Source organism: Mycobacterium mantenii (genome assembly GCF_001667865.1).
Classification (GTDB): Bacteria; Actinomycetota; Actinomycetes; order Mycobacteriales; family Mycobacteriaceae; genus Mycobacterium; species Mycobacterium mantenii_A.
The window spans coordinates 21,629-46,855 of sequence record NZ_LZJP01000029.1 but is presented as its reverse complement, the minus strand read 5'-3'; the positions used below and the strand labels follow the sequence as shown (position 1 = coordinate 46,855).

The 25,227-nt window shown below is 69.0% G+C and carries 29 protein-coding genes; 10 read left to right on the top strand and 19 right to left on the bottom strand.

Features of this window, described 5'->3' with window-relative positions:
• Window positions 1–137: 137 nt before the first annotated feature.
• Together fni and A5688_RS04305 are read left to right on the top strand one after the other, a co-directional pair.
• Window positions 138–1,178, top strand: coding sequence for a type 2 isopentenyl-diphosphate Delta-isomerase (gene fni, locus A5688_RS04310; RefSeq protein WP_067827399.1), 1,041 nt, complete (start codon window positions 138–140; stop codon window positions 1,176–1,178).
• Between the two features lie 11 nt (window positions 1,179–1,189).
• On the top strand, window positions 1,190–2,440 hold the full coding sequence (locus tag A5688_RS04305; protein ID WP_067827396.1) for a glycosyltransferase: 1,251 nt from the start codon (window positions 1,190–1,192) through the stop codon (window positions 2,438–2,440).
• On the opposite strand, the gene A5688_RS04300 is transcribed toward A5688_RS04305, so the two are convergent.
• The 4 genes from A5688_RS04300 to A5688_RS04285 all read right to left on the bottom strand — a co-directional run bounded on the left by A5688_RS04300 (window position 2,437) and on the right by A5688_RS04285 (window position 4,243).
• Window positions 2,437–3,009, bottom strand: coding sequence for a MarR family winged helix-turn-helix transcriptional regulator (locus tag A5688_RS04300; protein ID WP_067827393.1), 573 nt, complete (start codon window positions 3,007–3,009; stop codon window positions 2,437–2,439). The genes A5688_RS04305 and A5688_RS04300 overlap by 4 nt on opposite strands.
• A 218-nt stretch (window positions 3,010–3,227) precedes the next feature.
• Window positions 3,228–3,563 carry a DUF3140 domain-containing protein gene (locus tag A5688_RS04295; protein ID WP_067827390.1) on the bottom strand — a complete coding sequence of 112 codons (336 nt, stop codon included), beginning with the start codon at window positions 3,561–3,563 and terminating at the stop codon, window positions 3,228–3,230.
• Between the two features lie 30 nt (window positions 3,564–3,593).
• Window positions 3,594–3,809 (bottom strand): DUF2945 domain-containing protein, encoded by a 216-nt coding sequence (locus tag A5688_RS04290; protein ID WP_067827387.1) that lies wholly within the window; start codon window positions 3,807–3,809, stop codon window positions 3,594–3,596.
• Window positions 3,806–4,243 (bottom strand): hypothetical protein, encoded by a 438-nt coding sequence (locus tag A5688_RS04285; RefSeq protein WP_067827384.1) that lies wholly within the window; start codon window positions 4,241–4,243, stop codon window positions 3,806–3,808. Before A5688_RS04285 ends, A5688_RS04290 begins: the two co-directional genes overlap by 4 nt.
• Window positions 4,244–4,411: 168 nt before the next feature.
• Between A5688_RS04285 and A5688_RS04280 the strand changes: the two genes are divergently transcribed.
• Window positions 4,412–4,636, top strand: a complete 225-nt coding sequence (locus tag A5688_RS04280) for a hypothetical protein (protein ID WP_067827381.1) — start codon at window positions 4,412–4,414, stop codon at window positions 4,634–4,636.
• Here A5688_RS04280 and A5688_RS26660 read toward each other — a convergent pair.
• The 9 genes from A5688_RS26660 to A5688_RS04235 are packed head-to-tail and all read right to left on the bottom strand — an operon-like array spanning window position 4,571 to window position 12,485.
• Window positions 4,571–4,960 carry a DUF2784 domain-containing protein gene (locus A5688_RS26660; RefSeq protein WP_242660319.1) on the bottom strand — a complete coding sequence of 130 codons (390 nt, stop codon included), beginning with the start codon at window positions 4,958–4,960 and terminating at the stop codon, window positions 4,571–4,573. The two genes, A5688_RS04280 and A5688_RS26660, sit on opposite strands and share 66 nt — an antisense overlap.
• A gap of 37 nt (window positions 4,961–4,997) precedes the next feature.
• Complete coding sequence (locus A5688_RS04270; RefSeq protein ID WP_067912088.1) at window positions 4,998–6,008, bottom strand: DUF5914 domain-containing protein; 1,011 nt, start codon at window positions 6,006–6,008, stop codon at window positions 4,998–5,000.
• Window positions 6,005–7,531, bottom strand: coding sequence for an FAD-dependent oxidoreductase (locus tag A5688_RS04265; RefSeq protein WP_067827372.1), 1,527 nt, complete (start codon window positions 7,529–7,531; stop codon window positions 6,005–6,007). The genes A5688_RS04270 and A5688_RS04265 overlap by 4 nt, the downstream gene beginning before the upstream one ends.
• Window positions 7,528–8,247: a class I SAM-dependent methyltransferase gene (locus A5688_RS04260; RefSeq protein WP_067827367.1), complete on the bottom strand. Its 720-nt coding sequence runs from the start codon at window positions 8,245–8,247 to the stop codon at window positions 7,528–7,530. The genes A5688_RS04265 and A5688_RS04260 overlap by 4 nt, the downstream gene beginning before the upstream one ends.
• A complete protein-coding gene (locus tag A5688_RS04255) occupies window positions 8,234–8,545 on the bottom strand; it encodes a lycopene cyclase domain-containing protein (RefSeq protein WP_067827363.1) in 312 nt (103 codons plus the stop codon). The genes A5688_RS04260 and A5688_RS04255 overlap by 14 nt, the downstream gene beginning before the upstream one ends.
• Window positions 8,542–8,865, bottom strand: coding sequence for a lycopene cyclase domain-containing protein (locus A5688_RS04250; protein WP_067912084.1), 324 nt, complete (start codon window positions 8,863–8,865; stop codon window positions 8,542–8,544). Before A5688_RS04250 ends, A5688_RS04255 begins: the two co-directional genes overlap by 4 nt.
• Complete coding sequence (locus A5688_RS04245) at window positions 8,862–9,815, bottom strand: phytoene/squalene synthase family protein (RefSeq protein ID WP_067827357.1); 954 nt, start codon at window positions 9,813–9,815, stop codon at window positions 8,862–8,864. The genes A5688_RS04250 and A5688_RS04245 overlap by 4 nt, the downstream gene beginning before the upstream one ends.
• Window positions 9,812–11,332, bottom strand: a complete 1,521-nt coding sequence (crtI, locus tag A5688_RS04240) for a phytoene desaturase family protein (protein ID WP_067912081.1) — start codon at window positions 11,330–11,332, stop codon at window positions 9,812–9,814. The genes A5688_RS04245 and crtI overlap by 4 nt, the downstream gene beginning before the upstream one ends.
• A gap of 28 nt (window positions 11,333–11,360) precedes the next feature.
• Window positions 11,361–12,485, bottom strand: a complete 1,125-nt coding sequence (locus A5688_RS04235; RefSeq protein ID WP_207546595.1) for a polyprenyl synthetase family protein — start codon at window positions 12,483–12,485, stop codon at window positions 11,361–11,363.
• Between the two features lie 297 nt (window positions 12,486–12,782).
• Here A5688_RS04235 and A5688_RS04230 point away from each other — a divergent pair, with 297 nt between their 5' ends.
• The gene (locus A5688_RS04230) at window positions 12,783–13,268 is read left to right on the top strand and encodes a MarR family winged helix-turn-helix transcriptional regulator (protein WP_082951029.1); all 486 of its coding nucleotides are present in this window, start codon (window positions 12,783–12,785) and stop codon (window positions 13,266–13,268) included.
• A gap of 24 nt (window positions 13,269–13,292) precedes the next feature.
• Here A5688_RS04230 and A5688_RS04225 read toward each other — a convergent pair whose 3' ends face one another.
• The gene (locus A5688_RS04225; protein WP_067912178.1) at window positions 13,293–13,724 is read right to left on the bottom strand and encodes an STAS domain-containing protein; all 432 of its coding nucleotides are present in this window, start codon (window positions 13,722–13,724) and stop codon (window positions 13,293–13,295) included.
• Window positions 13,725–14,134: 410 nt separating this feature from the next.
• On the opposite strand from A5688_RS04225, the gene A5688_RS04220 reads away from it, so the two are divergent.
• Window positions 14,135–14,863: a hypothetical protein gene (locus tag A5688_RS04220; protein WP_067912078.1), complete on the top strand. Its 729-nt coding sequence runs from the start codon at window positions 14,135–14,137 to the stop codon at window positions 14,861–14,863.
• A 74-nt stretch (window positions 14,864–14,937) separates the two neighbouring features.
• Window positions 14,938–15,621, top strand: coding sequence for a phosphodiesterase (locus A5688_RS04215; protein WP_067912072.1), 684 nt, complete (start codon window positions 14,938–14,940; stop codon window positions 15,619–15,621).
• A gap of 15 nt (window positions 15,622–15,636) precedes the next feature.
• Here A5688_RS04215 and A5688_RS04210 read toward each other — a convergent pair whose 3' ends face one another.
• Genes A5688_RS04210 through A5688_RS04195 form a run of 4 tightly spaced genes read right to left on the bottom strand, consistent with a single transcriptional unit; the run spans window position 15,637 to window position 20,682 of the window.
• Window positions 15,637–16,992, bottom strand: a complete 1,356-nt coding sequence (locus tag A5688_RS04210; protein ID WP_067912070.1) for a TIGR01777 family oxidoreductase — start codon at window positions 16,990–16,992, stop codon at window positions 15,637–15,639.
• 21 nt (window positions 16,993–17,013) lie between these two features.
• A complete protein-coding gene (locus A5688_RS04205) occupies window positions 17,014–18,258 on the bottom strand; it encodes a glycosyltransferase family 4 protein (protein WP_067912068.1) in 1,245 nt (414 codons plus the stop codon).
• 22 nt (window positions 18,259–18,280) lie between these two features.
• Window positions 18,281–19,861: a 1,4-alpha-glucan branching protein domain-containing protein gene (locus tag A5688_RS04200; RefSeq protein WP_067912065.1), complete on the bottom strand. Its 1,581-nt coding sequence runs from the start codon at window positions 19,859–19,861 to the stop codon at window positions 18,281–18,283.
• Window positions 19,858–20,682 (bottom strand): class I SAM-dependent methyltransferase, encoded by an 825-nt coding sequence (locus A5688_RS04195; protein ID WP_068268059.1) that lies wholly within the window; start codon window positions 20,680–20,682, stop codon window positions 19,858–19,860. The genes A5688_RS04200 and A5688_RS04195 overlap by 4 nt, the downstream gene beginning before the upstream one ends.
• 227 nt (window positions 20,683–20,909) lie before the next feature.
• Between A5688_RS04195 and A5688_RS04190 the strand changes: the two genes are divergently transcribed.
• Window positions 20,910–21,701 (top strand): electron transfer flavoprotein subunit beta/FixA family protein, encoded by a 792-nt coding sequence (locus A5688_RS04190; RefSeq protein WP_067827329.1) that lies wholly within the window; start codon window positions 20,910–20,912, stop codon window positions 21,699–21,701.
• A 37-nt stretch (window positions 21,702–21,738) separates the two neighbouring features.
• Window positions 21,739–22,695: an electron transfer flavoprotein subunit alpha/FixB family protein gene (locus A5688_RS04185; protein ID WP_067827325.1), complete on the top strand. Its 957-nt coding sequence runs from the start codon at window positions 21,739–21,741 to the stop codon at window positions 22,693–22,695.
• A gap of 205 nt (window positions 22,696–22,900) precedes the next feature.
• On the opposite strand, the gene A5688_RS04180 is transcribed toward A5688_RS04185, so the two are convergent.
• Window positions 22,901–23,281, bottom strand: coding sequence for an SRPBCC family protein (locus A5688_RS04180; RefSeq protein WP_067827323.1), 381 nt, complete (start codon window positions 23,279–23,281; stop codon window positions 22,901–22,903).
• A 137-nt stretch (window positions 23,282–23,418) separates the two neighbouring features.
• On the opposite strand from A5688_RS04180, the gene A5688_RS04175 reads away from it, so the two are divergent.
• On the top strand, window positions 23,419–24,282 hold the full coding sequence (locus A5688_RS04175; RefSeq protein WP_067912061.1) for a GNAT family N-acetyltransferase: 864 nt from the start codon (window positions 23,419–23,421) through the stop codon (window positions 24,280–24,282).
• Window positions 24,279–25,181, top strand: coding sequence for a lysophospholipid acyltransferase family protein (locus A5688_RS04170; RefSeq protein WP_067912057.1), 903 nt, complete (start codon window positions 24,279–24,281; stop codon window positions 25,179–25,181). The genes A5688_RS04175 and A5688_RS04170 overlap by 4 nt, the downstream gene beginning before the upstream one ends.
• Window positions 25,182–25,227 lie beyond the last annotated feature (46 nt).

Here is a 25,227-nt window from a genome sequence, read left to right as displayed (position 1 = left end):
CCCTTTCAGTTTGTTAAACATTAATCAACTGAAATGACGCATTGCCAAACTGGCGCGCCGGCGGTACGCACGAGGGGGCACTATGGACAGTATGAACGCTGGGCGGGTGCGGTGTCGGACGGGAGAGGGCACCGGCGATGACCGCTGACCGGGGGGAGATGAAAACCCGCAAACGGCGGCACATCGACGTTTGCCTGAACGAGCCGGTCGGTTATGACGGCGTCACCACCGGGCTGGAGCGCTATGAATTGCCGTACAACGCGCTGACTCAGACGAATCTGGGCGATATCGATTTGTCCACCAGCTTTTTCGGTGCCGGTTTGCGGTCTCCGATACTCATCGGTGCGATGACCGGGGGCGCCGAGTTGTCCGGAACCATCAACCGGAATCTGGCCGCGGCCGCCCAACAGCTGGGTCTGGGCATGATGCTGGGCTCACAGCGGATCATGTTGGACAGTGCGCTGGGGGAGCGCGCCGCGGGCAGCTTCGCGGTGCGCGATGTCGCCCCGGATGTCTTGCTGTTCGGCAACATCGGCCTGGCGCAATTGACGAAGAACGCCGTGCCGGATCTGGCCAGGGCCCTGGACCGGGTGGGCGCGGATGCGCTTGCCGTGCATACCAATCCGCTCCAGGAGGCGATGCAGCACAACGGCGACACCGATTTCTCCGGATCGCTGAGCCGGTTGCGCGAGGCCGCCGACACGATCGATTATCCGGTGCTGCTCAAAGAGGTCGGCCACGGGATCGGTGGCGCGGCGGCCGCGGAGCTTGCCGGCGCGGCAGGCGAATTGCCAGTGGCGGGAATCGATGTCGCGGGTGCCGGGGGAACATCGTGGTCGCGAGTCGAGCAGTTCGTCCGGTACGGCGAACTGCGCTATCCGCACCTGGCCGATTGGGGCATTCCCACCGCCCGCGCGATCGTGGAGGTTCGTGAGGTGCTGCCGACGATCCCGTTGGTGGCCTCCGGTGGCATCCGCACCGGTATGGACGCGGCCAAGGCGCTCGCACTGGGTGCCGATGTGGTGGCGGTGGCGCGGCCGCTGCTGCCCGCGGCGATCGAATCGACTGCCGCCGTTGTTGATTGGCTGCAGCCGTTTATCGACGAGCTTCGGGTCTGCCTGCACGGCTGCGGTGCCGCGAACCTGGCCGGCCTGCGCGGTATCGGCCTCACCGCGTAGGTTCGGGCGACGTGGCTGTCATCCTGGCGTACGGCTCGCCGGCCCTGGGGCATCTGCTGCCGACTGGGGCGTTGCTCGCCGAGCTGGCCCGGCGCGGCCATGACGTTCATCTGCGCACCATGTCGGCCGGTGTCTCGACGATGCGATCGGTCGGTGTGCACGCCGAGCCGGTCGCCCCGGAGATCGAATCCATTTCCGGAAACGATTGGCAGGCGCGAAACGCGCTGGAAGTGTTGAAATTATCGATCGACGTGCTCTGCCGGCGTGCGGTGCTGGAAGTCGACGACTTCCGGCGTGCGGTGGTCGCGGTGCGGCCGGACACGGTCATCGTCGACGCGAACTGCTGGGGTGCCTTGTCGGTCGCGGACGCCGGTGACATCCCGTGGCTGCTCTTTTCGCCGTTCACGCCGTATCTGCGGTCCCGGGGAGTGCCGCCGTTCGGTCCCGGAATGCGTCCGCTGCCGGGCGTGGCCGGTGAGATCCGCGACGCCACGGTGCGACCGATCGTCAGGCACCTGTTCGACCGGCCAATGTTGCCCCGGGTCAACGCCATTCGTGCCGAGCTCGGCGTGCCATCGGTGGCGTCGGTGGACGGCCTCATGCGGCGCGCGCCCCTGGTGCTGGCCGCCGGCGGAGAGCCCTTCGAGTATCCGCATCCCGATTGGGCCGGTGTGGTGTACCACATCGGCGCCTGCGTATTCGAGCCCGCACCGACGGTGACACCGGAGTGGATCGAGGCCATCGATCGCCCGACGGTGCTGGTGAACACCTCCTCGCTCCGGCAGGCCGACGAGTCCCTGGGGCGAACCGCCCTGCGGGCGCTGGCCGACGAGGACGTTCACGTCGTGGCGACGTTCCCGGCCGGCATACCCGCCGGTCTGCCACGACCGGCGAACGCGACCGTCTGCCGATTCGTGCCGCATGCGGCCATCCTCGACAAGGCCAACTGCGCCATCACCCACGGGGGAATGGGCACGACGCTGAAGGCGCTCGATCGCGGCGTGCCGGTCTGTGTGGTGCCTTTCGCGCGCGACCAGGCCGAGGTGGCGCGGCGGGTGGAGGTCGCCCGGTGCGGTACCCGACTGGCCGCCAAGAGGCTCACCCCGGCCCGGTTGCGGGCCAAGGTGCGCGAGGCGATGACGATGGTCGAGGGTGCGCACCGGGTGGCCGCCGGATTCGCCGCAACGGGAGGTGTGGCCCGCGGCGCCGACCTGATCGAGCAGCGGCTACTGGGCTGCGCGGCCGAGCGGCCGGTGCACTAAACGCCGCGTTTTGCCGGACTGCGACGGCCTTTTGCCGTCGCGCGCTTCGGTTCGGTGGCGGGGGGTGTCTTGGGACTCGGTGTGGCGAGTCGGGATTCGAAGCCGGCCATCGCCTCGATCATCGCGGTGAACACCCGATGCGCCGCCGCCAGGTCGCGATCGGGAAGGTGGGCGAGCGCGGTATGCAGCTCAGCGCCAAGGGGAGTGAAAAACGACCGGGCAAGCGCCATCCCCGGTTTCTCGTAGCGGAGCAGGGTCTTACGCCGGTCCTGGGGATCGGGTTCGCGCCGGACGTGGCCGGCGTCGATCATGCGATCGACGAGATAGGTGATCGCCGCCGGTGACACGTCCATGCGCCGTCGCAGCTGCGCCGCGGTCAACGGTTCTCCGGCCGTTTCGGCGACCATGATGTGCAGCAACGCGTGGAAGTCCGTGCCACTGACGGCGTTTTGGCGGGCGAAGTGGCGGCCGATGCGGTCGGACTGCGCCGTGATCGCACGCATGTCGGCCGACATCATTTTCTCGAGTTCGGCTCGGTCTGATCGGTTGTCGGTGGCGCGCTTGGTCACTTTCCCGCATCCTTCGTGGAAGATACGCTGGCCAGCGTATCGGCGACCGCCATCCGCGGCCGGCGAAACGCTCGGGCGTTTCTCCTGTGTAGCCCGTTGCAGGCCAACGCTGAGAGCAAACACGCCCCGCAGCGTTGCCGGTGCAATCGGTGGCCATCAGCCTACGGCACCTGCGACGTAGGACCTCGCCGCGGCTCAGCCGCGCCGAGCGGGCAATATCAGGACTTTGCGGGATCGTGGCCCCAGTTCATCAACGAGTAGCGCCACGGGCTCTCGTCGATCTCGCCGCGCGGACGTTGTGCCAGGTGGCGCCTGGCGTAGCCGACGACCTTTCGCATGTGCGCGTGGTCGGCCTCGGTGAGGTCGGCACGTTTGGCCTTGAGTATTGCGACGATGTGCCGGCCACTGGCGTGGCCCGTGGATTCGTCACCGTCGCGCTTTTGGCCCACGGTCTTCGATTCGTCGGTGTCGAGCCACTTCTCCAGCTCGCGCGCGGTCATGTTGACGGTGTCCTGAAAGCGGTCCCAGGTGGTGGTGTTGTCGTCGTCGGTCATGGTGAGTCCTCGTAGTGCTGTTGGCGCGTGTCATTTCGCGTGACGCAGCGCACCTGGCTTGTGCACCGCGTCGGCGCCCGTCTTGTCGCTGCGCACCTTGTACTGCGGCTCGTCCTCGGATGCCCGCACCGTGCGCCCGGCGGCTTCGGTGGAGGAGGTGATCTTGCCCTCGACGGTGCCCCGCACCGTGGTGCCGTGGCTTTGCCACTCGACCTTGTCGCCCTTCTTGAATTCGTTGTCGCTCATCGCGATTCACCTTTCGCCGGTTTGTCACTGGGTGATGCTGTGTGGGCGGGGTGGCCCGCGGTGCGCCGGCGCTGCTTCATGGCGGTTTCGTGGACGTGGCGGCGACCGCCGGTGAGCCGGTCTCGCACCAGCTGTTCGATTTCTCTGAAACATCGGTAATAGCCGTCGTCGTAATCCTCGACGACCTGGAAGCTCCACCTGCCGGGCAGGACGTTGCGCCCGATCAGCTCTCGGCTGATGTGTTGCGCCAGGTCGGCATGGCCGGTTTCGTGCAGTCGGGTCACCGCCTCGTCGAGCTGCAGGTCGGCGCGACCGGTGAGCTGGTGGAAGGAATATAGGTTTCCGCGGGCGCGCTCGATGGTCTCCAGCGCCTCAGTCACTCGTCCTACCGCCTGCGCAACGCTTTCGGCGTCGGTACCGGCCCCGTCGTTCATCGCTGTCTCCCCCCGTTGGCGTATGGCATTCCCGCGGCAGGCGGACCCGAATCGTCGGTCTTGAGGATTCAGTGATTCATCAATTGAATGGTTAAGCAGCTGGGTGAGCGAGGCCCATGGCCTTGCGTGCCGGTTTGAACGGGCGCGCCCCGGGTATCTGATGTGGCGATGACCTTGATCGAGACGACGCGGCGCGCGCGGCGCGCGGAGCGCAAAGTGCTGCGCCTGCAACGGCGTTTGTGGCTTGCGCAGTTGGCGATGTGGCCCACCGTGATCGTGCTGGCGGTCCTGCTGCTGGCCGGTGTGCTGTGGGCGGTGCGGCGGCGGTCAACCGGCGGTCGGCACGCCGCGACTCCCGCGGCCAACGGCGCGGCGGGCGAATACGCCCCATGAGACAACGGCGGCGGTGAAGGCCACCGTCTGTGCGGCCCCGACGCGGCCGGTGGGCACGAATCGTCCCGTGACGTAGCGGTCGATGAACCCCGACGTCGGTAGCGGATCCATGTTCGCGTGCCGGCGCGCCCAGGACTCCAGTGACGTCAGTGGGCAGCCCAGTTCGAACACCACGACCGCGACGCCCCAGGCAACCGCCGGTACGTGCACCACGATGGTCCTCGGCCAGCGCAACGCGAGGAAACCTCCGCTCGGCACGTACAGCAGGTACGCCAGGTGAGCGCCGACGGTCGCTGCGACGGCAGCCGCGTAGGGCTTCTGCACGGTTGAATTCTTCCACGCGTACCCCCGGTGCCGGGGTTTACCCGCGTGCCGCGCGGACCTGGTACCGGCGCTCGGCATACGCGAGGTCGTCGCGCCAGAGCTTGGTGGCCGCATAGCGCATGAACGGGGTGATCAGTGCCTCGGCCCGCGAGGCGCGCTGGAAACCGGGCCGGTCCGAGTGCGCGATGGTGGCCTCCAGGACGGCGGTGCGCGGCCGGCCGTCGGGGCCCGGACCCATTGGCGTCGCGTGGGTTTCGACGACGCTGCCCGTACCCTCCCCGTCCACGATGCGCATGACGATGGTGCGTGCCTCCGGGCAGCTGAACTCCGCGACGACGGGTACCCCCAGGGGTCCCATCCGGAACGTCACCGCCACCAGGAACCGGTCGACCTGTTCGGTGGGCGTGGTGAGCACGTCGAGCCGGGTGAAGGAGTAGGGGTGAAACCACGCGCCGTGCCACGGATCGAGCCGGTTGGCGATGATGTCGCTCGGTTCGCACACGCCCACCATGCGGGCGACGGCGCTCAGGGTGTCGCCGGTCGGCCGTTGCGGAATCACCGGCCGGTCCAGGGGTTCCTCCGTGCCCACCGCGTCGAGCCGCACCCATGCCAGGACGCCGTCGTCGTGACTGGGCAGTGGGCTCCAGCCGAATTCGCGAGCGTGTCCGACCAGGGTCAGTCCGTGCCAGCGGCAGATCAGCGCACCCCGGTGCACGGTGCCGGTGGCGAGGTCGGCCCCCAGATGGGGACAACTGCGCGGCCCCACGCACAGCCGGCCCTGTTCGTCGCGCCAGGCGACGAGGTCGACGCCGGCGACCCGCGTGCCGAAGGGCCGCCCGCCGGACACCTGACGGCTGGCGGCGAACGCGTACCAGTTCCCGGTGGGTCTGCCTTGGGAGCGTTGCAGCGCCGCCTCGATGATGGCGGGCTGCGCGTCGCGATACGTCGGGCGCTGATCGGCCCACGACATGCGCGGGATCACCTGCAGCGGCCACCCTTTGGTCCGGGCGGCGGACCAGCGCTGTTGAAGCTGTTCGCGGATCTTCATGGTCGGGTGGGTCTTTCGCGGGCGGCGAGCCATCGCAACAGTGGCGACCGGCCCTGGGTGGGTACCGTGGCCAACGGGTGTCCGGCTAAACCCCATCGTTGCAAAAGTTGGTTCGCGGCGCACCAGCCGGTGGTGGCGGCGCGCTCCATGAGCGCCACCGGCAGGTCGATCCGGATGGCGTCACCGGCCAGCAGCAGGCCCGGCGTGGGGGTGATGACCGTCGGGCGGTGGGTGTAGGTTCCGGGCGAAAACAGCGGGCAGTCGCTGCGATGCAACAGCTTCTCGTGAACGATCTGCGCCGCAGCGGTTTCCGGATACACCCTGTGCAGTTGTCGCAGCGCGGCGGCGCGGGACGGCGCGGAATCCAATGCATACGAATGCAATTCGACGACGGAGCCGTGATGTTCGGCCGCCCAGTCGCGCGCTTCGCTTTCGTAGCGCTCCAGCACGCTGATGTTGTCGAGCGGTTCGTGTCCGGCCGTGCCCAGAAACGCCGGCCGGTGCGCCGCGACCGGGCGGTCGAGCCACAACCGATGCACGGCGAAGGGCGGCGCGGTGCGCAGCCGCGCTATGCGGGCGCGCCAGTCGTCGGTGCCCAGGGCGTCCGACGCCGCGACGATTCGCTGTAAACCCGCGATGTCGGTGGCCAACACGACGGCGTCGACGTCGGAGTGGTCATCGGCATCGGTGTGTACCCGGAAGGACTCGGGAGATTCCGTGTCGATGCTCAGGACCTTGGTGGCGAGCCGGAACCGCACGCCGCGCCCCTCGAGGTAGCCGCGCAACGGCTGCCACAGGGCGCTGTCGTAGTTCGCGCACGGCACGTCGAAGATCAGGCCTTCGGACGACCCCAGGAAGTAGATGTGGAACATGGTCGCCAGCTCGGCCGCGGAGAGCTTGGCGGGGTCGGCGAAGAAGCTGCGGGAAAACACCTCGAACGCCAGATGCCGTGCGGCCTCGGGGAATCGGATCTCCTCGAGAAACGTTGCGGCGTCGGTGTTGTCGAGTCGCTGATACGTGCCGGGCACCGATACCGCCGCCAGTGGCGCGGCCGCGCGGGCGTCGATGCGGGTGAAGTCACGCAGCCGGAACGTCGGACTGCGCGCGGCGAAGACGACGGCGTTCCACGGCGGGGTGCGCGGCAGCCCGCGAAAGCTGTCGCGCCGGCCCGCCCCGTCGATGAGCGGGTAATCCTCGACGGGCGTGAGCATCCGCAATTGCGGGTCGATTCGCGTCAGCAGCGCGCGCAGGTTGTAGTACTGCCGGAAGAATGCGTGGAAACCGCGGTTCATCGCGAGCTCGACGCCGCCGTCCGGCTCCGTCCAGCCCCCCACCCGGCCGCCGAGGTAGTGCTCGCGTTCGAAGACCTCGACGGCCACGCCGCGCTCGGCGAGCCCGGTGGCGGCCGCCAGCCCGGCGATGCCGCCGCCGATCACGGCCACCCGCGGGCGGGACGGCAGCGCACCGGCGTCCGGCGATCCCGTTGGCGCGGCGAATGTTCGGCGACGCCGGTCGGCGGTCATAGCGGCGCATCCGCCAGGAAGGTGTGCACGATGTTGGCTTCCCAGCCGGGCATCGTCTCGCTGTGCACCGCGGTGAAGCCGGCGTCGGCCAGGCGATCCCGAAACCGCGCGGCACCGTCGAAGGCCAGCACGCTGCGCCACAGGTAGCGGTACAGCCCGGCGTCCCGGGTGCGCCACCATCCGGTGGGAATGATGATGCCCCAACACACGGCGTGCCAGATGCGGGTGGCCGCGGGGGAGTCGCGCACCGAATATTCGTGCACCGCCAGGGTGGCACCGGGGCGCAACAGCTCGCGGAATCTGCGCAATTGGTCGTCGCGGTCGGCGACGTTTCGAATCAGGTAGGCGGCCAGGATGCCGTCGAACGGTCCGGTGATCCCGTGCTCGGCCAGCTGTTCGATGGGGGAGTGGACGAAGCGCACCGAGGCGGGCCAGTCCTTGGCGAGCGCCGCGTCGAGCATTCCCCGCGACGCGTCGACGGCGACGATGTCGGCCTCGGGCGCGGCCGCGAGCAGCGCGGCCGTCGAGGCGCCCGTTCCGCATCCGGCATCGAGCAACCGTAACCCCTTGCCGCGTCCGGGAATCCGCATCCGTCGCGCCGACAGGGCCAGCTGCGCATGGTAGCCGGGGCTGGCGCCGACCAGGCGGTCGTAGGCCGCCGCACCCGCGTCGAACGCGGCCGCCAACTCACCGGGGCCCGCATCACCGACGCGCACGTTGCCGTTCCCACAGCAGCAGCACCGCGGTGACCAACGCGAAGCCGAACAGAAAGTCTTCTACCGGAATGTCGAACGGGAACCGCACGCCGCTCAAGTGCCGATCGTCGTAGATGACGATGGGGGAGCTGAGCTTGGTCAGCCAGCCGTCCACCGGGATCTGGAATCCCAGCACGATCAGCATCGACAGCCAGTACGCCGGCCGCCGGAAGAGCCCCGTGCGCAGCATCGCCAATTCCAGTGCGCAGACCAGCAATACCGCCAGCGCCGCCGGCAGGGTGTAGCCGAGGCCGGTCACCGGCGGTGCACCTTTTCCAGGATGGTGCTCACGGCGTTGAAGGTCAGCAACGCGCACACCGGAATGACGAGGAAGAACAGCACCTCTTCGATCGGCACCCGGAACGGGATACTCAGGCCGCACAGGTAGGCGCGGTCGTAGGTCCACACGTGCGCGGCGACCGCGATCTCATCCCACACCAGGAACACCGCGGCCACCGGCACGACCGCTTTGATGACCCGTCGCCACTGCCGGTAGACGCCGGGGCCGAAGATCTCCAGCGGCGCGGTGACCACCAGGCATGCGGCCAGCACCGCCAGGTATTGCCACCGATCGCTCATGCGGCCCCCGGGTGACGATCGTCGGACGCGCTGTTCCGCGCCTGCCACGACCGTATCAGTCCCACACCGGCCACCCGAAGCCGTCGAGCCTTGCCGACGGTGGCCCGGCGGTCGAACACCGCGAAGTCGCTTTTCTCGATGCAGTCCAAGATCTCCGAGTACAGCGACGCCGCGGTTTCGACGCACGGTCGTGACCGGGGGGCGAGGGTGGCGATCCCGTCCGCGGCGAATCGGTATGTCTGCCGGGTGATTTCGTGCTGTGCGACCAGGGCCCGGCGCACCCGCGGATCGGTGCGGCGATGCGTGTGACACCACGTCAACAGTTCTCTGTCGACCCCGTCGGCGGCCAGTTCGTCGGCCGGCAGGTAGACCCGGCCGCGCTGCAGATCCTCGTCGATGTCACGCAAAAAGTTGGTGAGCTGGAACGCCCTGCCCAGTGCCGCCGCGTACGGGGCGGCCTCTTCCACGGACGTCACCGTGCCCAGTATCGGAAGAACCTGCAGCCCAATGGCTTCCGCGGACCCCCGCATGTAGCGGTTGAGGGCGTTTCGGTCGGGATAGTCGGTGACCGTGAGGTCCATCCGCATCGACGCCAGAAAGTCCTCGAACAGTTCGGCGCTGATCCGATAGCGCCGCACGGTGTCGGTCACCGCGGCGACCAGCGGATCCTGCGGGTGGGCGCCGCCGGAAAAGAATCGCTCCGACAGCTGCTGCAGCCGTTGGGCGCGGATGTCGGTGCCGACCCGCGGATCGAGATCGTCGAGGATGTCGTCGGCGTAGCGGGCGAAGCCGTAGAGCGCGTGCACGGGTGGCCGCTGGTCGGGCGCGAGCAGCCGGGTGGCCAGAAAGAAGGTGCGGCCGTGCGCGGCGTTGAGTTCGCGGCACTGGCGATATCCGTCGCGCAGCCGCGGATCGTCGATCCCGGCCGCGGTCAACTCGCCTCGCATCATGGCAAACCGGCTTTCATGTCGAAGTGCGCCGCCGACCGCTTGCCGACGCCGGTGACGCGGTCGGCGGCGAGCCGCCCGGAGATCAGCGTGGTTGGAACGCCGACGCCGGGCACCGTGGAGGACCCGGCGAGCACCGCGTTGTCGATGCCACGCACCATGTTGCCCGGACGAAACGGTCCCGTTTGCGCGAAGGTGTGGGCGAGCGCGAATGGGCTGCCCGCCGCCATGCCCTGGCGCGCCCAATCGGCGGGGGTGACGACATCCAAAACCGTTGCGCCGTCCGGCAAACCGGGCAGCAACCGGTCGCCCACGCGCGTGATCATGTCCTCGACGTAGGCGTCGCCGGTGCTGGCCCAATCGACGGTGCCCCGATCCAGGTTCGGCGCCGGGGCGAGCAGGTAGAGCAGATCGCGTCCCTCCGGAGCCAGGGCCGGGTCGCTGGCGGTCGGCCGGGTGACCAGTAACGACGGGTCCCGCATGAGCCTTCCGTCGTCGACGATGTCGGTGAAGGTCTGGTCCCATGCCTTGCCGAACAGGATCGTGTGGTGGGCCGTCTCGGATCCGACGGCGGGACAGCCCACGTGCGCCACGACGGCCGAGGGCGAGGGCCGCAGTCGCACGGCGCGACGGGGTGCGCGGCCCAGCAGCGCGTAGGTCTGCGGCAGTTCGGTGGTCAGCACCACCGCGTCGCAGGCGATGCGCCCGGATTGCTCGGTGACCACGGCGCTGACCCGGCTTCCGGTGCGTTCGAGCGCGGTAACGGTTGCGCCGTAACAGAATCGGACTCCGGCGTCGGCGGCGGCCGCGGCCAGGGCGTCAGGCAGCGCGCGTACACCGCCGCGCGGAAACACCACACCCGAGATGGTGTCCATGTAGGCGATCACCGCGTACACGGCCAACGCGTCGCGCGGCGCCACCCCCGCGTACAGCGATTGGAACGTGAAGATCCGCTGCAGCCGTGGGTCGCTGATGAACCGCTTGACCATCCGGTCCCACTTGCGGAAGCCGCCGATCGCCGTCAGCTGCGCCAACTGCGGGGTGAGCAGCGACAGCGGCGAATCGAAGTTCGCGGCGATGAAGCCGTCGAATTCGGTGCGGTACAGCCGGGTCAGCCACTCCCGGAGCCGCCGATAGCCCGCTGCCTGCCCGAAGCCAGCGAACTCAGCGACGGCGTCGGCCATCCGATCCGCGTCACTGTGCACGTCCAGTGCACTGCCGTCGGCGAATACGGCGCGATAGGCCGGATCGACCGTGAGCAATTCCATCCGGTCGCCGAATCGTTCGCCCACGGCCGCGAACGCCTCGTCGATGATGTCCGGCATGGTGAGCACCGTCGGCCCGGTGTCGATCCGATAGCCGGCGATATCGAGCCGGCCGGCCCGCCCACCCGGCCACGGCTCGCGCTCCACCACCGTGACCGCGCGGCCCCGTCCGGCCAGGTGCAACGCCGCGGAAAGGCCGGCCAGCCCGGCGCCGACCACCACCACGTGATCTCCGCGCCCTTGGATGGTCCGCATGCTCAACAGTCTCCCCGGTTGGTCTCACTCATACGGCGCGATCCGTGCAGAATGCCGCCATTTCGCCCAGCGCGGTGCGGACGGGCTCGTCGATCGGCAAGTCGCTGAGATGGCCGCGCGCGGAAGTGACGCGGTCGCCGATCATCTCCTCGATCAGCCGCACCGCTCCCGTCTCGACGATCAGCGCTTTCCACCTGTCGATCGCGTTGTCGTCGAGGGTTTCACGATTCGCGAGCTCGTGGAGTTCACGCCGGGTCGGCGCATCGGCGAGATGGTTGGCGGCCACCACGACGCTGGTCGCCTTGCGCTCGAGCAGATCGCCCGCACAGGGCTTGCCGGTGATGGCCGGCGAGCCGAACACCCCGAGCACGTCGTCGCGTAGCTGAAATGCCTCGCCCACCGCGGCCCCGTAGCGGCCCAGTTGGGACAGCGTGCGGTCGTCGCACTCGCCCATCGCCGCACCGATTTCCAGCGGCCGGCGCACGGTGTAGTTGCCCGACTTGCGCCGCGCCACGTCGAGCACGACTTCCAGCCCGGGCATCTGCCGCGCGTCGTTGGTCAGGTCGGCGAATTGGCCGACGGCGAGTTCGGTGCGCATGGCGTCATAGCGAGGCCAGACGCGTTGCAGGCGACGGGGCTCGACGCCGCTGTCGCGCAGCATCTGTTCGGCCCAGATCAGGCAGAGGTCACCCAGCAGAATGGCGGCCGATTCGCCGAATCGCCGCGACGAGCCGGACAATCCGCGCTCGCGATGCCATTGGCCGAACTGCCGGTGCGCCGACGGTCGACCGCGCCGTTCGTCGGAACCATCCATCACGTCGTCCTGCAGCAGCGCGAAGGCGTGCAACAACTCGAAACTGGCCGCGGCCCGCAGCGCCGCGTCGTCGGGCGGAGCGCCGCACAGCCAGCCCAGGTACACGAACGTCGATCGCAGGCACTTACCGCCCGAGACGAACTCCACCAGAATGTCGCCGGCGGTGTCGACGCGTGCATCGTCGAGTTCGCCGACGCGGCGGGCGGCGACGAAATCGGCGAGATCGCCCAAGACCATCCGCCGCACGTTCGATCGCCATGCCTCGAAGTCGTCGGCGCTGAGCCAGCCGATCGCCACGGGCGGCGACGTCGTGGCAGGTGAAAACGACAAAGCTCCCATAGTGCCCAAGCGCTCCCTCCGAGACGGCTTGGCATGCCCGGGTCTGGCGTCCCCAAACACCCGCGTCATACCCGCCGACGGGGCGGGTAAAACGACAGCGCGGGTCGTCAGACGCGCCCAAGCGGCGCCCGCTACGACATACCACCTTGTTCAATAACTTAAACATTAATTTAATGAACTTTGCCCCGCTACGCCAGCCCAGCCGAACGATGCGTCGCGGGCACCCGGCCGAGCATGCACCCGGTTAAATATTAAGTAACTGAAATGTCAGCCCGATCGGCATATGCTCACAGCGTTATGGACGCTGATGCGCGCGATGAGCTGGAGTCGCTGATCTCGGCCGATCTGAGGGAGCTGTCGACCGAGTCCGATCAGATCGGCCAGTTGTTCGCGCTGATACACAGCCTGCGACCCAATGATTTTCGTGCCCTTCTCTACATCATGGTGGCAGAAGCGGGTGGGCGGCCGATGACCTCGAGCGACCTCAGCCAACGGATGGGGCTCTCCGGCTCGGCGATCACCTACCTGGTGGACCGGCTGATCGACGCCGGCCATATCCGTCGCGACACCCACCCCGCGGACCGCCGAAAGGTCGTGTTGCGCAACGATGAATCAGGTTTGTCCACCGCCCGGTCGTTCTTCGGTCCGCTGAACGCCCACACCCGCGTGGCGCTCGCCGGCCTACCCGATGCGGACTTGACCGCCGCGCACCGGGTTTTCGCCGCGCTGATCGACGCGTTGCACTGCTTTCAGGACGAATTGGGCGAAGAGGCCAAAGCCTAACCGCCGCAACGACGTAGGCGAACCTTACGAGGCAAAGCTGTGCGCGGCCGGTGCCCGAGCCGGTCGTGGCCGGGCTAGGTCGGACAGGAACTGTCGTCGGGCCGCCAGGATGTCCTCGAGGTTCTGGAAGGCCTCGGGCACCGAATTGGCGACCGGCAATCCGTTGTGATGCACGATGCGTAACAGGGGACGAATCGCGGCGCCGGCGACCACGCTGGAGTGCACGCGCGACCTGCGAAGCTCGTCATTGAGCACCAGCAGCGCCCGAAAACCCTCCACGCTGACAAATCGCAGATGACTGAGGTCAAGGACGAGTGGGGTCTTGAGCCGGGCGAACTTCCGGATCGCCTGGGTGAGGTCGTCCGCGTTGGAGGCGTCGATCTCGCCGTCGACGCGCAGCACCGTGCCGAGGTTGCGCGCATAGACGCAAAGGTGTGCCCGGCCGAAGTGAGCCAGGTATCGAGGGTCATGTTGGTCCGCCGAGTTTGCGGAGCGAATAGCAGCCATGAGAGCGCCTATCGAATGTCGGTGGCAAGGGAGTGAACGGTGTTTGCGCACCGCTCCCGCTAGAGACGCAGCTGTGAACTCAACCTGTCAGCAGCTTACCGCCGCGGCGAGAGTTCGGATATCGATCTTTGGAAACCGCGCCGGGCCGCGCCGGGAAACGATCCGAGGCGGACCAGCGCTTTCCGGCACGGTTCACGGACGTGCGGCCGCGGAACCTTCGTCTCCCGGCCTTTGGCTACCGAGGCTTGTTCGCTTGCCGGCCGGACCGAACGTGGTTTGTCCCCGCCGGGGGTGGGTATACGCGTGTTCAACAACAACCGCGGTATACCCCCTGAGGACGTGAGGGGTGATGCGTCCCAATGGAAGAGCTCGGACGCCGGCGGTGCCGGCTGGCGATCGCATCCGCATTCACAACGCTGCTCTTTGCCGCACCGGGTCAGGCGATGGCAGACCCTGCAAGCACGGTGTCCCCCGGAATGGAGATCCGCCAAGGCAATACGGCCTGCATGGTGGGACTCGTCGAGCCGCGGTTGCGGATCGCCCTGACCAGTGGCCAGTGCGATGGCGGACAGTCGGTGGTGACCGACCGTGACGGCAAGCAGATCGGCAACGTGGTTCTCGGCCGCCGCCAGGTCGACGCGGACTCCACCGCGGACACCTCGATGCTGCCGGTGGAATACGAAGTCATCGCGATCGCGCCGGGCGTGACGGCCACCGATGTGTTGCCGACGGGGCGCCATCTGGGATCCGCACCGGCAACCCGCGCGCAAGCCGGGATGCCCGTGTGCCAGCTGCGCAGCGCGACCGGCCAACGATGCGGCTCGGTCAGCTCGGTCGGCAACGGCCGCTTCGCCATCACCGACATGACCCCGGACCGCCGGGACTTCGGCGGTCCGGTCTACACCCTGACCGACGACAACAATGCCGTGATCGTCGGATTGGTCGAGGGCACCTGGAAATCGTCGCCCCAGATCGAGTCGTGGCAGGCGGTCATGGCGCAGGTCTACATCGACAGCCACACCTACAACCCGCAACAACAGGTGCCCGCCCCGCGGATGATCAGCCGGCGCGCGTTTGTATCGCCGTAATCGTCAGGCCGCCATCGCGGAAGTGGTGGCGCACCCAACGGTTTCCGTCGGCACAGAATGGGAATTCGCCGCCGGTGAACGTTTTCGAACTTGCGGCGCTGCCGTTCCAGTGGGGCTCCGCCATCCGGGGTAAACGGTTCTTCCATCCGAGCGGGGTGCTGGCCGAGGGTTTCATCGAACGGGTGGCCCCCGCGGGCAAGGGCTTGCCGATCGCGTCGTCGGAGATCGTTGCGCGGGTGTCCAAGGCCACCGGCACGCCGGGGGCGTTGCCCGACTTCATCGGGTTGGCGTTCCGGGTGCCCGCACCGCCGCCGGCCGACAAGCCGTGGGACGTCCTGCTCGTCTCGTCGGGGTCGGGGGTGTTGTCACGCGCGGTGGCGCTGCGCCCGGCCACCTCGTGGAACGGTCAGACGCTGACCACGCTGATGCCGCTGCACTATCAGAACAACAATTGGTGGCTGCGGGCCCGCACCTCACGCGAGATCGGCGGCACCGGCCTGTCCCTGGACAGCGTCCGGGCCAAGCTCGAACGCAGCCACATCCAGGTGACGCTCGACCAGGCTTGCGGCAGAGGCGATTTCACACCCTTGGCCCGCATCACGCTGACCACCGCCATCGACCCCGAACGCGACGAGGACGTGTCGTTCGACCCCGTCGTCAACACCGCGCCCGGCCTGAGCCTGCACCCGAGGTGGCTCGCTGACCTGCGCGCCCGGGCCTATCAGCACAGCCGCGAGGGCAGGGACGCCGAGGACTGAAGCCCCGACGGGTCGTCAGCGGGCGCGGCCCAACAGGTGACGCAGCGCCTGATCGAGGTCGGGCTGGCGGAACCGGTGTCCGGCGGCGGCGAGCTTGGCGGGAGCCACGCGCTGGCTCGCACACGCCAGTTCGCGGGCACCCTGTCCGCCCAGCAATAGCCGCGGCCCCAGCGACGGGACCGGCAACATCGCCGGCCGGTGCAGCACCCCCGCCAGCGTGGCGGTGTACTCGCTGTTGCGAACCGGTTGCGGCGCAACGGCATTCACCGGTCCTGACAGCGTGGCATCCCACAGCGCGCGGTGATAGACGTCCACCAGGTCGTCGATCCCGATCCAGGACAGCCATTGTCGACCGTCGCCCAGCCGGCCGCCCAGCCCGGCGCTGAACAGCGGGCGCATCAGCTTCAACGTGCCCCCGGCGGGCGATTGCACGATGCCGGTGCGCACCTGCACCACCCGCACCCCCGCCTGCTGGGCGGGCGCCGTCGCCTGCTCCCAGTCGGCCACCACGTCGGCCAGAAATCCGTCGCCGCGATCGCTGTCCTCGGTGAGCGTCTCGTCGCCACGGTCATAGCCGTAGTAGCCGATCGCCGACGCCGAAATCAGGACGGCTGGCTTCGTGTCGCCGCGGCCCAGCAGCTCGGACAGCCGCCGAGTGGGCTCGATCCTGCTGTCCCGGATGGCCTGCCGGTGTTTGTCGGTGAACCGGCCAGCGATCGAGGCGCCCGCCAGGTGGATCACCGCGTCGATCCCGTCGAATAGCCGCGGGTCGGGGTCGTCGGGGTTCCACCGGCGCTCGTCGTCGCCGCGCGCGTCGTGCCGGACCAGCGCGACGACCCGATGGCCGCCGGTGCGCAGGAAGGCGGTCAATGCCGAGCCGACCAGCCCCGAGGATCCGGTGACGGCGATCGTCATCGGCCGCAGACCGTTCTCGGCGGCCAGCCGGTGAGCGGCCAGGTCGTCGGCCAGCTGCCGGTGCCGGTAGACGAACATGGGCCGCAGCAGCGACCCGGGCACCGGGGTGTCGACCCGGTCGATCACCCTGGTGCGGTTGTCGCCGAGGTCTTCGAATTCGTGGGTGTGGCGCCAGCGCACGGCAATTCGCGCCGGCAGGGTGGCCAGGTCGTCGCCGCCGATGGTGTCGACGAAGCGCCGCGGCGGGTCATAGCCGTCGGGCTGATGGACGGCGACCCAGCGCAGGCCGCCCGGGAGTGCCAGGACGGCGCGCCCGTCCTTGAGCGAATCCGCTTCGCTGACCAGCCGCATGGGTGACCACGGCGGCGAGAGGCGATTGAAGGCGCCCGGCCTGGCGTACCAGTCGAAAACGTCGGTGATGGGAGCGTCCACGACGCTCGAATAGTCCAGCCCCATCCCTGAAACGTTAGGAACGCGCTAGCGGTTCGGCAAGGCGTGCTCGACGATGGGCAGCCGGGCCTGCGGCTGCCGCACTCCGCGTTTTGCCGACAGGTACACCTGCGCGGTCTTGTCGGCCACGGTGTGCCAATCGAAATCCGCCGTGAGTCGTTCGCGTGCGGCGTGGGCGCGCCGCTGCGCGGCCTGCGGGTCGTCGAGCACCGTGCGCACCGCCGCGGCCAGGCGGGCCACGTCGCGGGGCGGACACGACACACCGGTCTGACCGTTGATCACCGCCTCACCCAGGCCGCCGATGTTCGACGTCACCAGGGGAGTGCCGGCCGCGGCCGCCTCCAGGGCCACGATCCCGAACGGCTCGTAGTGACTGGGCAGCACCGCGGCGTCGGCGCGATGCAGGACCGCCAGCAGCTCCGCGTGTTGGAGGTGCCCGACGAACCGGATCGCCTTGAGCACCCGGTGTTTACGCGCTTGTTCGATGAGCCAGTCCTGCTGGGTGCCCTCGCCGGCGATGGTCAGTGTGGTGCCGGGGTGGGTGCGCCTGATGCGCGGCAGCGCGGCGATGGCGTCGTGCACACCCTTCTCATACTCCAGCCGGCCCAGGTAGAGCAGCTCGGCCGGCCCGGTGCGGGGCCGGCGCGCGGCGTACGGCCACCGCGCCGTCTCGATGCCGTTGCAGATCACCGTGATCTCTGCCAGCCCGGGACCGAACAGCTCGGTGATCTCGTCGGCCATCGACGCCGAACACGTGATCAGCGAGTCGGATTCACGCACCAACCACGATTCGACCGCATGCACCTGACGGCTGATCGCACCGCTGACCCAGCCGGAATGCCGACCGGCTTCGGTGGCGTGGATCGTGGAAACCATTGGCGCGTCGTAGAATTGGGCAAGAGCGATCGCCGGGTGGGCCACCAGCCAGTCGTGGGCGTGCACGACGTCGGGTCGCCAGGCCCGGTTGGTGCCCGGCGTCGTCAGCGGCATCCCGGCCCGAATCATGGAGTGGCCCATCGCCAGTGTCCACGCCATCATGTCGGTACCGAAGGTGAATTCGTGTGGATCCTGGGCGGCCGCGATCACCCGGACGCCCTCGCTGATGTGGTCGGACGACGGATGGCTGCGCGGATCGGTCCCGGTGGGCCGGCGGGACAGCACGACGACGTCGTGACCCGCGGCGGCCAGTGCGGTCGACAGGTGATGCACGTGCCGGCCGAGCCCGCCTATCACCACCGGCGGGTATTCCCACGACACCATCAGGATTTTCACGCCAGAACCAATCTCGCCAGCCTCATCGGGGCAGCCTGCGGGCATCGAGGGCGCCGAACAGGCCGTCGGCGCGGTTCCATCCCGCGGCCAGCCGCTGCGCGGTGTCGCGCCGGCCGGACGCGAGCGCGTCGGCGATTTCGCGGGTGGCGTGCGCGTGCAGGTGGGCGCGGTAGCGGGCATAGTCGGCGGCCGAATCCTTGCTCACCATGAACGGCCAGTCGCTGGAGACGGTCAGCAGCGTTTCGCGCAGGATCTGATCGGCGACGTGGTCGCGGGGGATGGGCCCGTCCAGCGACGCCGTTTGGGACAGCGCCTTGTCGACGGTGCCCAGTGCCATGTCGACGACTTCGCCGTTCAGCGCGACCAGGTCGGCGACCTGGTCGCCGGCCCACACCTGCCAGTCCTTCCCCGAACCCCACGAGCTGGGCGGCAGGGCCACCGGGTTCCCGACGAAGCCGTCGGCGACGGCGTCGCGCAGCGTGCCCACCCGAACCCCCGCGTCGGGCAGGGCGCGCAGCACCCGCTCCAGCCACGTCGGGCCCTCGTACCACCAGTGGCCGAACAGCTCGGTGTCGAAGGCGGCGACCACATGGGCGGGCCGCCCGATGCGCTCGGACTCCGAGATCAGGCGGTTGCGGACCACGTCGACGAAGTCGGCGACGTGTACGTCGACCGCGTGGTCGGCGCGCTCGGGATCGTAGGGCGCCTTGTCCTGCGAGGACACGTTGCGGCCGGTAACCCGGGCCGGCTTGAGGCCGGTGAGGTGGTCGTAGGTGTGGAAGTCGCGGTACGCGGCATGCCCGGGATAGCCGGACTTCGGTGACCACACCCGGTAGCTGACCTGCAGATCGCGCCCGAACGCCACCACGTCGATGTCGCCGACCGGCCGGCCCAGCGCGGTGTCGCCGTGCAGCGACGGGCCGTCGACCATGAAATGGGTGACGCCCGCGGCGGAGTAGTCGTGCTCCATGCCGGGCGCGTAGGCGCATTCGGGCGCCCAGATCCCGCCCGGGAGGTGTGCCAGGCGCGCCCGGGCGTCGGCCAGACCCTCGCGCAGCGCGAACTCGCGCAGCCGCGGGGCCAGCAGCGGTTGGAAGGGGTGGGCGAGCGGGCCGCCGAGCAGTTCCACCGTGCCGGCGTCGAGCAGGCCCCGCAGCAGCGGGCTGCCGCCGTGCCGCCACAGCGTGGCGAAGTCCTGCAGGGCCCGTTCCGCGTCGGCGGATTCACGGATCCCCAACGCGCGCAACGCTTCCGGCGTGCACGACGGGTAGCCGGCCGACTTCGACCGGGGAGCGGACCGCACGCTGGTGGCTTCCAGGCCACGCAGCCGCCAGTTCGCCAGCCAGTGATGCATGCCGTCCAGGCAGTACGGGTCGTCGAGCTGCGCGTTCACCACTGGCGTGACGCCCAGCGTGATCAGGCTCCGGCGGTCTTCGCCGGCCAAGGTGTGCAGCACGCGCATCAGCGGCAGGTAGGCCGCCGCCCAGGATTGATACAGCCATTCCTCGCCGACCGGCCAGCGGCCGTGGTGGGCCAGCCAGGGCAGGTGGGTGTGCAAAACCAGGGTGAAGAGGCCGGGAACCCGGTTCTGCGCGGTGCTCACGGCGCTACCGCGATCGCGATCAGGTCGAGACTGTCGTCGATGTGGTGGCCGGTGCCCGCACCCGCACCCGCCTCGACCAGGTCGAAGTCCGCGGTGGTGACCGCGGCGACGTCGGCCGCCAGCTCCGGCGGCCACGGCGCGTCGGCCATTGCGCGCTGGATCTGCGCGTCGATGATCGAGCCGCCGTGCCTGGCGTCCATCGCGCGCAGCCGCGGCCCGTGGAACAGGCCGCTGATCGACACGTCGGCGAACCCGCCGTCGACCAGCAGCTGGGTCAGCTCGGCGGCATTGAGTTCCCGGGTGTGGAACGGGTTGATCGGGGTGTCGCGGCCCGGCGAGAACGTGATCCGGTTGGGCGTTGACATCATCAGCAGCCCCGACGGGCGCAGCACCCGGGCGCATTCGACGACGAACTGTGTTTGGTCCCACAGATGTTCGATCACCTGGAAGTTGACCACAATATCCACCGACGCGTCGGGCAGCGGCAGCCGTGCGAGGTTCGCCTGCATGACGTCCACCCGGGGGTAGCGGCTGCGGACATGGGCCACCGCGGCCTCGTCGTAGTCCACGGCGATGACGCGGCGGGCGACGCCGGCGAACAGGTCGGCGCCGTAGCCCTCGCCGCAGCCGGCCTCGAGGACGTCGGCATCCACGCATCGCTCGGCAAGCCGCTGGTAGACGACCTCGTGGCGGCGGAACCAGTAGTTCTCGATGTCCAAACCGGGGATGGTGCGCTCACCCGTCAGCATCATCACCGCGTCACCCGCCGGCGCGGTGTCGCCGGGGGTGTGCTGCGGGACGTCAGGGACGAGTGCGCTCATTGCATAGGCAGGCTAACGCGAAGTGTCGGATTCGCGAACCGGGGAAGCGAGCCCCCGCTCGTGAGGCGGCGGACGGGCTGCAAGAACGTGCACTACGACCAGCTATGGTGTGAATGCATACCGCACAAAGTTACCGGGTAGTAACACGGCTGTGCGTTGCGAAAACGCGTACCGAGGTTTCGCAGCCGATTGCTGCGAGCCCCCTTCGAGGAGGACGAACCACACTCATGACGAACATCGTGGTCCTGATCAAGCAGGTCCCAGACACCTGGTCGGAGCGCAAGCTCACTGACGGCGATTACACGTTGGACCGTGAGGCCGCCGACGCGGTGCTGGACGAGATCAACGAGCGCGCCGTCGAAGAGGCCTTGCAGATCCGCGAGCGCGAGGGCGGCGAGGGCTCGGTGACCGTGCTGACCGCGGGCCCCGAGCGCGCGACCGAGGCCATCCGCAAGGCGCTGTCGATGGGCGCCGACAAGGCCGTCCACCTCAAGGACGACGGCATGCACGGTTCCGACGTGGTCCAGACCGGGTGGGCCCTGGCGCGTGCGCTGGGCACCATCGAGGGCACCGAGCTGGTCATCGCCGGCAACGAGGCCACCGACGGCACCGGCGGCGCGGTTCCGGCCGTCATCGCCGAATACCTGGGCCTGCCGCAGCTCACGCACGTCCGCAAGCTCTCCATCGAGGGCGACAAGGTCACCGGCGAGCGGGAGACCGACGAGGGCGTGTTCACCCTCGAGGCCACCCTGCCCGCGGTGGTCAGCGTCACCGAGAAGATCAACGAGCCGCGCTTCCCCTCCTTCAAGGGCATCATGGCCGCCAAGAAGAAAGAGGTCACGGTGCTGACCCTCGCCGAGATCGGCGTCGAGAGCGACGAGGTCGGGCTGGAAAACGCCGGCTCGACAGTGCTGTCGTCGACGCCCAAGCCGCCGAAGACCGCAGGTGAGAAGGTCACCGACGAGGGCGAGGGCGGTAACGACGTCGCCAAGTACCTGGTTGCCCAGAAGATCATCTGACCCGAATTCCCCGAAGACGAGAAGAGCGAAATAACCCATGGCTGAAGTACTGGTGCTCGTCGAGCACACCGAAGGTGCGCTGAAGAAGGTCACCTCCGAACTGATCACCGCCGCCCGCGCGCTGGGCGAGCCCGCCGCCGTCGTGGTAGGCCCTCCCGGGACCGCCGCGCCCCTGGTCGACGGGCTCAAGGAGGCCGGCGCCGCCAAGATCTACGTCGCCGAGTCCGACGACGTAGACAAATACCTGATCACCCCGGTGGTCGACGTGCTGGCCTCGCTCGCCGAGTCCAACCCGCCCGCCGCGGTGATCCTGTCCGCCAACGCCGACGGCAAGGAGATCGCCGGCCGGCTGGCGGCCCGCATCGGTTCGGGCCTGCTGGTCGACGTGGTCGACGTCAAGGAAGGCAACAAGGCGACCTACTCCATCTTCGGTGGCGCGTTCACCGTGGAGGCGCAGGCCAACGGCGACACCCCGGTGATCACGGTGCGCGCCGGCGCGATCGACGCCGAGCCGCAGGCCGGCGCCGGCGAAGAGGTCAAGGTCGACGTCCCGGCCCCCGCCGAGAACGCCACCAAGATCACCAAGCGCGAGCCCGCGGTCGCCGGCGACCGTCCGGAACTGACCGAGGCCACCATCGTGGTCTCCGGTGGTCGCGGTGTCGGCAGCGCGGAGAACTTCAGCGTCGTCGAGGAGCTGGCCGACTCGCTGGGCGCGGCCGTCGGTGCGTCGCGCGCCGCCGTCGACTCCGGCTACTACCCGGGCCAGTTCCAGGTGGGCCAGACCGGTAAGACGGTCTCGCCGCAGCTCTACATCGCGCTGGGCATCTCCGGTGCCATCCAGCACCGCGCGGGCATGCAGACGTCCAAGACGATCATCGCGGTCAACAAGGACGAAGAGGCGCCCATCTTCGAGATCGCCGACTACGGCGTAGTGGGCGACCTGTTCAAGGTGGCTCCGCAGCTGACCGAGGCGATCAAGACACGCAAGGGCTGAGTTTCTCGGCCGCAAAAGCCCCCGGCACCGCGGTGCCGGGGGCTTTTGCGTAGCCAGGGGCGGTTCCGGCTTCCGGCCCGCCACGGCCGCTCGTGGCACACCGGCACCGTGTCTGCACCATGAACCGAGTTCACAATCCGCTAGCGCCCGTGCTAGCGGATTGTGAAGTTGCACACGGGTTCTCGGGCCCGGCCGCCGGCGCGCGCTAGGGGCCGGTCAACATCGCGTCGATGCGGCGCACGGCGACGGAACACACCGTCAGGTAGGGCGCGGACCACCACGGCACCGCGATGCTCACCCGCGCGCCGCCGCCCACCGGGTCCACCCGATGCCGGGTCGCCGGCACACCGGCCACCTCCCACGCCCAGTGGCGGCCGGGCTCGAACTCGGTGACCTCGAACGGCACCGCGACCAGCAGGGAGGTCTGCACGGTGCCGGTCGCGTGCAACCCCAGCTCGGTGTGCGGCCGGTCCAGCCGGGCCGCACGAATCGTCGGGCCCCACTTCGGCCACGCGTCCAGGTCGACCAGCAATTCCCACACCGCCGCCGGCGGTGCCGCGATCGTGCGATCGGCGGTCAGCATCATCCCCGCTGCGTACCCGCGGATGGTGTCCCCGGCACCCGACGGAGCTCACTTTTTCGCGACAGTTCGTCATCTCACGTGCACCGACACGTCACAGCGTCGATGCCGACTAGCTCATCGACTACGCCACGTTGGGGTTCATGAGCATTGCTTCTGTCCTCATACCCAGCGACAAGCCGAGCGGTGTGGCGGCCGGTTCCTCGGCCGCACCGCGCTACTCCCTGTTGTTGTCCACCGACGCCGGCATGATCGAGGCGGCGCAGCGACTCCGATACGACGTGTTCACCAGCACTCCCGGCTTCGCGCTGCCGGCGGCTGACGACGAGCGACGGGATGCCGACAGGTTCGACGAGTTCTGCGACCACCTGCTGGTGCGCGACGACGACACCGGTGAGCTGGTCGGTTGCTACCGCATGCTGGCGCCGGCGGGGGCCATCGCCGCGGGCGGGCTCTACACCGCCACCGAGTTCGACATCCGCGCGCTCGACCCGCTGCGGCCGTCCCTGGTGGAGATGGGACGCGCCGTGGTGCGCGACGGGCATCGCAACGGCGGCGTCGTGCTGTTGATGTGGGCGGGAATCCTGGCCTACCTGGACCGCTACGGCTACGACTACGTGACCGGGTGCGTGTCGGTGCCCATCGGCGGCGAATCCGACGCTGCGGTGCCGGGTAGCCAGCTGCGCGGCGTCCGCGACTTCATCCTGAGCCGGCACGCCGCGCCCCCGGAATACCGGGTCTACCCGCACCGGCCGGTGGTGGTCGACGGGACGGGGATCGACGACATCGCGCCACCCGCGCGGCCCTCGGTTCCCGCGCTGATGCGCGGTTACCTGCGGCTGGGCGCCCAGGTCTGCGGCGAACCCGCGCACGACCCGGATTTCGGTGTCGGTGACTTCTGCGTCCTGCTGGACAAGGCGCACGCCGACACCCGATATCTCAAACGCCTCCGATCGGTGTCCGCCGCCGCCGAGCTGGCCGACGGAACGGCGGGCGGCGAGCGATGAACACCCCCGCGGGCACCGGGCACTCCTGGCTGCCGCGCGCATCGTGTGACGCCGGCTGTGTGAGTGCGGGCGACGCCGCGTCGTCGCGGCCGCTGCGACGGGCGCTGCGGGTCACGCTTCGCCTCACGCTGGCGCTGCTGCTGGCGCCGGGGCTGCCGCTGCTGGCGGTGCCACTGCCGGGCCGCACCCGTGTGCAGCGCATCTACTGCCGCTTGGTGCTGCGCTGCCTGGGTGTTCGAATCACCGTGACGGGCAACCCGATTCGCAACCTGCGCGGCGTGCTGGTGGTGAGCCCGCACATGTCCTGGCTCGACGTCTTCGCCATCGGCTCGGTGCTGCCCGGGTCGTTCGTCGCGCGCGCCGACATGTTCACCGGCCCGGCGACGGGGATCGTGGCCCGAATTTTGAAGATCATCCCGATCGAGCGGTCCAGTCTGCGCCGGCTGCCCGGCGTGGTGGACGCCGTCGCCCGCCGGCTGCGCGCCGGTCAGACGGTGGTGGCCTTCCCGGAGGGCACCACCTGGTGCGGCCTGTCCGACGACGATGCCGGCCGGGCAGCGGCCGTAAAAGCAACCGGGCGGTCGCACCGAGGGCGCGGCGCGTTCTATCCGGCGATGTTCCAGGCCGCGATCGACGCCGGGCGTCCGGTGCAGCCGCTGCGGCTGACCTACCACCACGTCGACGGCAGCCCCTCGACGGTGCCCGCCTTCGTCGGCGACGAGACCCTGCTGAGCTCGATCCGCCGCCTGCTCGTCGTGCGCCGCACGCAGGCGCGGGTGCACGTCGAGTCTCTGCAGCTCCCGGGGACCGACCGGCGCGTCCTGGCCGGCCGGTGCCAGTCCGCGGTGGGTGCCGCAACCGTCCGGCGCGCTGGTCACGGGCACGTGCTGGTGGCCTGAGCAAACGGGCTGAGCCAGATTGGCCAACTCCTCCTCAGGTCGTTCC